Genomic DNA, 7,976 nt, shown 5'->3' on the forward strand with positions numbered 1-7,976 from the left:
CCGTACGGGTCAGGGCGGGGAGAACAGGACCGCGTCAGGGCCACTGAGGACCGTTGCGAACGAGAGCCGGGGCGGGGCAGTCGATCGACTGCCCCGCCCCGGCTCTCGTATGTCCCGTCAGGCCCCGGGACCGGACCGCTTGCGCCGGGTGAACACCCGCCGCACCGGCCCGGTGACCGCCTCCACGGCCCGGCCGGTGCGCGTGGCGACGGCCGTCCGGGCCGCCCGCACCGCGTCGGAGATCCGCCACCACAGCTGGGCCGAGGACGGCGGCAGCAGCAGCGCCCGGATCCGGCCGCGGCGGCCGGCGTCGGCCTGCAGTGCGCGCCGGGCGGTGCGGACGTCGGCGGCCAGCGGCGCCGTGGTGACCTGCCCGGCCGGGGCGTAGAGCACCCGCTCGGTGGCCAGCGCCAGTCGCCCGGCGGCGGCCGCCGCCTCCGCGTCCAGGTGCGCCGTCTCGGTGATCCGCCGGGCGGCCGAGCGCGGAGTGCGTGACTCGTCCGGGGGAATTCCGAGGTCCCAGGCGGAGTCGACCAGCTCGTCCCAGGCGGCCAGCACCTGGGCGTCGGTGAGCTCGGTCGGGCCGTCCCCGCCGGGCCGGCGCCGCCCACCACCGCCGAGCCGGCGACGGCGTACGGCGGTGCGCCAGAACATCGGGATGAGCAGCAGGGCGATCAGTGCCAGCACCACCCCCAGGGTGCCGAGCACCTGCCCGGACAGCAGCCAGGACTCCTCGGCGGCCTGGCTGACGGCCTTGCCCTTGGGGCCGCAGTCGCCCAGCTGGCGCTGCTTGGCGGTGCAGTCCGAGCTGCTGGACGGCGCCGGGGCGGCGGCCGCGCTGGTCGCCGCGACGGTCGGCTGCTGGGTGGGCGCAGTGGTCGGGGCGCTGGACGCCTCGGTGTACCGGGCCGGGACGCCCCGGCTCGGGGTCGGTTCGAAGCGCATCCAGCCGTAGCCGGAGAAGTACAGCTCGGGCCAGGCGTGGTACATCCGGCCGGTGACCGAGTAGTTCCTGCCGTCCTTGGTGTCGCCGGGGGTGAAGCCGACCGCGACCCGGGCCGGGATCTTCAGCACCCGGGCCATCGCCGCCATGGTGGAGGCGAAGTGCACGCAGAAGCCCCGGCGGTCGCGCAGGAAGACGGCGATCGCGTTGCTGCCGGTGCCGCCCTCGACCGAGGTGTCGTACTTGAACTGCGGGCCGGTGAACCAGTTCACCAGGGCCGTCGCCCGGTCGTAGTCGGTGCGGGCGTTGGCGGTGACGGCCCTGGCCTGGTCGGCGACCACCGACGGCAGGTCGGAGGGGAGGGCGGTGTAGTGCTCCCGGACGTCCTGGGGCGCGGGCGGCGCGGCGCGCAGCTCGTCGGCGGTGGGCCGCAGGTCCAGCGCGCTGACCTGGTAGTGCAGCCCGCGGATCGGCTTGTCGTTGGCCGGTACCACGGTGCGGGTCATCGGGTCGAGCTTCCAGTCGTCGCGCTCGGGGACCTTGACCGAGGCGGCCGGGTACGGCATCGGCAGCCAGCTCTTCTCCAGCTGGTCGCTGACCCGGAAGTCGCCCTCGATGTGGGGGACGTTGGGGTCGTGCAGGCCCTCGGGGGCGGGCAGGGTGGCCGGGAGGGCGGTGACCACGGTGCTGCTGAGCTTCCAGTTGGTGCCGTCGAACTGGTCCAGCGAGCCGGTGCGCAGGTAGGTCTGCTCGGCGAGGTCGCTGTCCAGGGTGTAGCTGAGCAGCTCGTTGTTGCTCGGCTTGGTGATCGCGGACTCCAGGCTGACCAGCGGGTCGAGGCTGGTCGCCACGCTGCCCCCGGGGCCGCCGCCGGACGACCCGCCGGAGCCGGAGTCCAGCAGCCCGAGGTCCCAGCGGGGCAGGAAGACCGGCAGCAGCAGCGCCAGCGCCAGCGCCAGGACGCCGACCTGCTGGCCGCCCAGGCTGACCTGGCTGGAGGTCACCGTGCCGCGTGCGCCGCCGCGGAAGACCCGGCCCCAGCGGGAGACCCGGTCCTGGCCCTCGGCGAACAGCAGCGCCAGGTAGCCGGCCGCGGCGAGGCAGAACCAGACCCAGCTGCCGTGCTCCCCGGCCAGGCCGTTGCCGATCGAGAACAGCGCCAGCAGCGGCAGGCCGGCCAGCGCCGCCCGCCGGTAGGTCACCGCGATGGTGTCCACCAGCACGGCGATCAGGCCGACCGCGGAGACCAGGATCAGCCGCAGGCCGGCCGTCGGCGGGGCCGGGATGGCGTACTGCCCGATGTCGTCGACGCCGGAGGAGAACACCCGGCCCAGCACGCGCAGCGCGTCCGCCCCGGGGAGCACACCCGCGGTCATCCCGGAGCCGGCGAAGCCGATCAGCATCAGCAGGAGCAGCACCAGCAGCTGGGCCACCGGCACCGACCAGCGGTACAGCGGGGAGCGGCGCATGCCCACGCCGACCGCCGAGACCACCCCGACGACCAGGACGGCGTGGGTGAGCCAGCTGCGGGTGGTCAGCAGCGGCAGCATGCACAGCGAGGCGAGGGCGGTGGCCAGCGCCGAGTAAACGGTCAGTTTGGCCCGGGTGGTCACGCGCCGGCCTCTTCTCGGTAGGGGGCGGTGGTCTTGGCGCCGTCGGCGGCCCGCCACAGGTCCGGCAGGGAGTCGCCGGCCCGGACCGGCAGGACCGTCCAGCCGGCCGCGCGCAGCTCGCGGACCCGGTCGCGGAACGGGTCGCCGCCGGTGTCGGGGGCGATCATCCGCAGGCCGGCCCAGGTGCCGGTGTCGAGGAGGAAGGCGATGGCCCCGCCGGTGCGGCTGCGCAGCCGGGCCAGCCGGGCGGCCTGCGCCCCGTCCAGGTCGCCGAGGACGGCGACCAGCAGGCCCTCACCGCCAGCCCGCAGCGGCTCCTCGGCGCGGGAGAGCCCGGCGCCGTCGGACAGGTCGGCGACCGCGAGGGCGTCCAGGATCAGCCCGGAGGTGTCGGCGGCGAGGTTCTGGCCGCCGGTGCCCGGCCCGGGCACCCACTGCCCGGTGTCGGTGAGCAGCTGGGTCTGGTAGCCGCGCTCCAGCAGGTGCACTGCGACGGAGGCGGCGCAGCTGACCGCCCACTCGAAGGAGGAGGCCGGGCCGCTGCCCCGGTGGCCCACCTCACGGGTGTCCAGCAGGACGGTGGCGCGGGCCTTCTGCGGCTGCTCCTCGCGGCGCACCATCAGCTCGCCGTACCGGGCGGTGGAGCGCCAGTGCACCCGGCGCAGGTCGTCGCCGGGACGGTACTCGCGCAGGATCACGTCGTCGTCCCCGGCCAGCGCCAGCGTACGGGCGTGGCTCTCGCCCTGGCCGATCCACTCGCCGGTCAGCCGCACCTGCGGCAGCGCCTGGACCTGCGGGACGACGGTGAGCACGTCGGAGGCGGAGAAGCCGCGGTTGACCTCGCACATCCCGAACGGGTCGGACAGCCGCAGCTGCAGCGGCCCGAGCGGGTAACGGCCGCGCAGGTCGGAGCGGACCCGGTAGGAGACCTCGCGGAAGCCGCGCGGCTCCACCCGGTCCAGCACGAAGCGCGGGCGCGGCCCGAGCACGTACGGCACCTTGTCCTCCAGGAGCAGCAGCCCGGTGGGCACCCGGGAGACGTTGTCCACCCGCAGGTGGACGCGGGCCTCCTGGCCGGCGATCGCCCGGTGCGGGCTGAGCCGGCGTCCGCTGGCCACCCGGTAGCGGGTGTTGGCCACCACCAGGGCGGCGGCCAGCGGCAGCGCGGCGAGCAGCACGCCGACCCGCAGCAGCGCGTCCTGGTCGAGCACGTAGGCGCAGACCACCGCCGTCAGACCGGCCGCCAGGAAGGAGCGGCCCCGGGTGGTGAGGCCGCGCAGCCCGGCCCGCAGTCCGCCGGTCTGATCGGATGAGGCCACCTCAGCCCCTCCGGCCGGCCGGGCCGCCCTGGGGACGCGGCAGCGGCAGCCGGGCGACCAGGTCGGTCACGATCTGCTCGGCGCTGCGGCGGCCGAGCTGGGTCTCGGCGGTCGGCATCAGGCGGTGGGCGAGGACCGGGACGGCCAGGCGCTGGATGTCGTCCGGGGTGACGTAGTCGCGCCCGTCCAGCGCGGCGGCGGCGCGGGCGGCCCGGACCAGGTGCAGGGTGGCGCGCGGCGAGGCGCCCAGCCGCAGTTCCGGGCTGGTGCGGGTGGCGCCGACCAGGTCGACGGCGTAGCGGCGGACCGGGTCGGCGATGTGCACGGTGCGGACCAGCTCGACCAGCTTGAGGATGTCGGCGGCGTGCGCGACCGGCTGGAGGTCGTCCAGCGGGTTGGCGCCGCCGTGCACGTCGAGCATCGCGAACTCGGCCTCGGGGCTGGGGTAGCCGATCGAGATCCGGGCCATGAAGCGGTCCCGCTGGGCCTCCGGGAGGGGGTAGGTGCCCTCCATCTCGACCGGGTTCTGGGTGGCCACCACCATGAACGGCGAGGGCAGCTCGTAGCTGGTGCCGTCGATGGTGACCTGGCGCTCCTCCATGGACTCCAGTAGCGCGGACTGGGTCTTGGGCGAGGCGCGGTTGATCTCGTCGCCGACCACGATCTGGGCGAAGATCGCGCCCGGGCGGAACTCGAAGTCGTGCCGCTGCTGGTCGTAGATGTTGGTGCCGGTGACGTCCGAGGGCAGCAGGTCGGGGGTGAACTGGATGCGGCGCACGGTGCAGTCCACGGACCTGGCGAGCGCCTTGGCCAGCATGGTCTTGCCGACGCCGGGTACGTCCTCCAGCAGCAGGTGGCCCTCGGCGAGCAGCACGGTCAGGGCGATCCGGACCGCCTCCGGCTTGCCCTCGATCACGCTCTCGACGTTGGCGCGGACCCGGTCCACGACCGCGGCGAGCTCGGGGAGCCCGATCCGCTGGTGCCCGTTCGCCCTCTGTTCGCCCCCCGCAGGACTGCCGAGACCGGCCTGATCGCTGTAGCTCGTCACCCGTTTACGCTCCCTGGCACGCTGCGCCCGCCCCACCCGAGGCCGGACCCCACCCCATGCTTGACGCGACCGCCCCGGGGGCGGTTCCGATGGAGGATCCGGCGCCGGGTTGGCGGCCTGCGGCCCGGCCGCCCCAGGTGGTTCGGGGTCTGACCGGCAGGCGCATTCTCCCCCGCGCGGCGGCCAGAAGTCACCATTCGGCCGCCGCCGAATGCCGGCGGGCGGAACGCGTCAGCGGATCTCGCGCAGCAGCCCGGTGTGGACGTCGAAGACGAAGCCGCGGACGTCGTCGGTGTGCAGCAGGAAGGGGGAGGTGCGGACCCGCTGCATGGACTGGCGGACGTCGCCGTCCAGGTCGACGAAGGACTCCACCGCCCACTGCGGGCGCTGGCCGACCTCCAGCTCCAGTTCGCGGCGGAAGTCCTCGGTGAGCCCGAGCAGGCCGCAGCCGGTGTGGTGGATCAGCGCGATCGAGCGGGTGCCCAGGGCGCGCTGGCTGATGGTCAGGGACCGGATGGTGTCGTCGGTGACGACCCCGCCGGCGTTGCGGATGACGTGGGCGTCGCCCAGTTCGAGGCCGAGCGCCGCGAACAGGTCGAGGCGGGCGTCCATGCAGGCCACCACGGCGATCTGCTGGACGGGGCGGGCGTCCATGCCGCCGTCCCGGAAGGTCACCGCGTACGCGCGGTTGGCCGTGACGAAGCGGTCGATGATGGTCGGTCTCGGGGAGTCGGCAGCGGCGTTCGGCGTTGGTCCGTCGGGAGTCACTGTCATGGTGGCGACGTTAGTGCGAACCGGGGCCGCACGGTGGGGCTGAGGGCTACAGAACGCGCCGCTGTGATCGAGCGCATAGCGACAACGGCACGGTTTGTCCGGTCTGGTCCCGGAGTGGGTTCGTGCCCGGTCGCTCGACGGGGCGCGCGGCGGTCGCCGGGGGCCCCCGGCCGGCGGCCCCGCCGGGCCGCCCCCACGGCCCGCGACCTGCGGTGATCCGTACCGCCGCCCGGGTGGTGCGCCGGAGCGGACCATTGACTCGAAGGGCCCGCGCGATAGAGTTGCGGCGCGTTGGAGCACACCCGCCGGAACCCGTCAACCGGGCGTCGTCCGTGCGGTGTGGCCCGTCCGATGCGGCCCGTGGCCTCCACCCGCTCCGTGTTCACCTGGCGCACCTTCCCCGGTGCCGGGCGGTCACGACCTTCCCCCTGAGCGGGCGGGGACCACGGGCCGCGTCGTCGTGCCGACGGGCGGTGGGCGAGAATGGTCGGAGCTCCCGGACGACGGGCTGCTCCGCACCGAGGAAGGGCGCCACCGCGCATGACCACCAACGAACCGGGTCCCAAGCACGTTCCGGTGATGCTGCAGCGGTGCATGGACGCGTTGGCCCCGGCGATCTCGCGGCCCGGCGCCGTGGTGGTGGACGCCACCCTCGGCCTCGGCGGTCACAGCGAGGCGCTGCTGACCCAGTTCCCGGAGGTCCGGCTGATCGCGGTGGACCGCGACCCGCAGGCGCTGAAGCTGTCCGGTGAGCGGCTGGCCCCGTTCGGGGACCGGGCGACCCTGGTGCACGCGGTGTACGACGAGATCCCCGAGGTGCTGGAGCGGCTGGGCATCGACCGGGTGGACGGCGTGCTGTTTGACCTCGGCGTCTCCTCGATGCAGCTGGACGAGGCCGACCGCGGCTTCGCCTACGCGCAGGACGCGCCGCTGGACATGCGGATGGACCAGACCCGGGGGATCAGCGCGGCGGAGGTGCTGAACACCTACAGCCACGGCGACCTGGCCCGGATCCTCAAGGTGTACGGCGAGGAGCGGTTCGCCGGGAAGATCGCCTCGGTCATCCTGCGGGAGCGGGCCAAGGAACCGTTCACCAACAGCGCGCGTCTGGTCGAGTTGGTGCGCAACGCCATTCCGGCGGCGACCCGCCGGACCGGCGGGAACCCGGCCAAGCGGACCTTCCAGGCGCTGCGGATCGAGGTCAACGGCGAGTTGGAGGTCTTGGACCGGGCGATCCCGGCCGCGCTGGACGTCCTCGCGCTCGGCGGCCGGATGGTGGTGATGTCGTACCAGTCGCTGGAGGACCGGCTGGTGAAGCAGTACTTCGCGGCCGGGGCGACCAGCACCGCCCCGCCGGGGCTCCCGTTCGTCCCGGAGGAGCATCAGCCCTGGCTCAAACTGATCACCCGCGGTGCCGAGCTGGCCACCGAGGAGGAGATCGAGGAGAACCGGCGCGCCGCGCCCGTGCGGCTGCGGGTGGCGGAGAGGATCAGGGACCGAAGCAAGCGGGGCTGAGGATCGGTTCCGGCGGGGTCCGAAGGGCGGAGGAGAGCAGTGGGGCCGGTGGCCGGTGAGGTCCGGGCGGGGCGGGGAGGACTCCCCGGGCAGGGCAGGGCGCGGATCACGGTCCGGCCGGGGCGGCGCCCGGTGCGGGGGCGCACGCCGTTCGCGGTGCTCGTGGTGGTGCTGCTGGCGGCGGGGCTGCTCGGGCTGCTGGCGCTGAACACGGCTCTCAACGAGGGCTCCTTCGAACTGTCCCGGCTGCAGAAGCAGACCACCAAGGCGACCGACGAGCAGCAGAGCCTCCAGCTCGAGATCGACCAGAGTTCGGCGCCGGACGCGCTGGCCAAGCGGGCCGGCGAGCTGGGCATGGTCCCGGCCGGTGGGATGGCCTTCCTGGACGTGCCGAACGGCGGCAAGGTGGTCGGCACGCCCGGCCCGGCGCAGGACAGCCCGCCGGTGAAGAAGTCGACGGTCGATCCGTGGCCGGTGAAGCCCTCGCCCGGGGCCCAGGGCCCGGCGCAGGCCCAGCCCCCGGCGCAGTCCTCGGCCCAGCCGAGCGGCTCCCCGAGCCCCCAGCCGTCGACGCAGCAGGCGCCCGCGCCGCCGACCCCGGCGGCCTCGGCCGGGGACTCGGTGATCCAGCTCAACCCGGTGTCACCCGCGCCGGCCCAGCACGGGGGTGGTACCCGATGACGACGCCTCGTCAGCCGTCCGGTTCTGGCTCCGGTTCCGGATCGGGCTCCGGCCGTCGGCAGCCGCCGCGCGCCGGTGCGGCC

At 74.5% G+C, this 7,976-nt stretch carries 6 protein-coding genes; 2 read left to right on the top strand and 4 right to left on the bottom strand.

Annotated elements, in window-relative coordinates:
- Positions 1–117: 117 nt before the first annotated feature.
- The 4 genes from HS99_RS24335 to HS99_RS24350 form a co-directional block, all read right to left on the bottom strand.
- Entirely contained in the window at positions 118–2,556 is a 2,439-nt protein-coding gene (locus HS99_RS24335; RefSeq protein ID WP_030550031.1) for a transglutaminase TgpA family protein, read from the bottom strand.
- Complete coding sequence (locus tag HS99_RS24340) at positions 2,553–3,875, bottom strand: DUF58 domain-containing protein (RefSeq protein WP_030282871.1); 1,323 nt, start codon at positions 3,873–3,875, stop codon at positions 2,553–2,555. The genes HS99_RS24335 and HS99_RS24340 overlap by 4 nt, the downstream gene beginning before the upstream one ends.
- Before the next feature lies 1 nt (position 3,876).
- Entirely contained in the window at positions 3,877–4,848 is a 972-nt protein-coding gene (locus tag HS99_RS24345) for an AAA family ATPase (RefSeq protein WP_030550033.1), read from the bottom strand.
- 306 nt (positions 4,849–5,154) lie between these two features.
- Positions 5,155–5,697 (bottom strand): beta-class carbonic anhydrase, encoded by a 543-nt coding sequence (locus tag HS99_RS24350; RefSeq protein ID WP_030282876.1) that lies wholly within the window; start codon positions 5,695–5,697, stop codon positions 5,155–5,157.
- A 540-nt stretch (positions 5,698–6,237) separates the two neighbouring features.
- Between HS99_RS24350 and rsmH the strand changes: the two genes are divergently transcribed.
- Positions 6,238–7,212 (top strand): 16S rRNA (cytosine(1402)-N(4))-methyltransferase RsmH, encoded by a 975-nt coding sequence (gene rsmH / locus HS99_RS24355; RefSeq protein ID WP_030282878.1) that lies wholly within the window; start codon positions 6,238–6,240, stop codon positions 7,210–7,212.
- Positions 7,213–7,344: 132 nt separating this feature from the next.
- On the top strand, positions 7,345–7,893 hold the full coding sequence (gene ftsL / locus HS99_RS24360; RefSeq protein ID WP_191093603.1) for a cell division protein FtsL: 549 nt from the start codon (positions 7,345–7,347) through the stop codon (positions 7,891–7,893).
- Positions 7,894–7,976: the final 83 nt, after the last annotated feature.

Source organism: Kitasatospora aureofaciens (genome assembly GCF_001188955.3).
Classification (GTDB): domain Bacteria; phylum Actinomycetota; class Actinomycetes; order Streptomycetales; family Streptomycetaceae; genus Kitasatospora; species Kitasatospora aureofaciens.

Bases quoted from the DNA above. Each gene is read 5' to 3' on its own strand.
- rsmH (WP_030282878.1), top strand. From the start codon at position 6,238: ATGACCACCAACGAACCGGGTCCCAAGCACGTTCCGGTGATGCTGCAG.
- HS99_RS24350 (WP_030282876.1), bottom strand. From the start codon at position 5,697: ATGACAGTGACTCCCGACGGACCAACGCCGAACGCCGCTGCCGACTCC.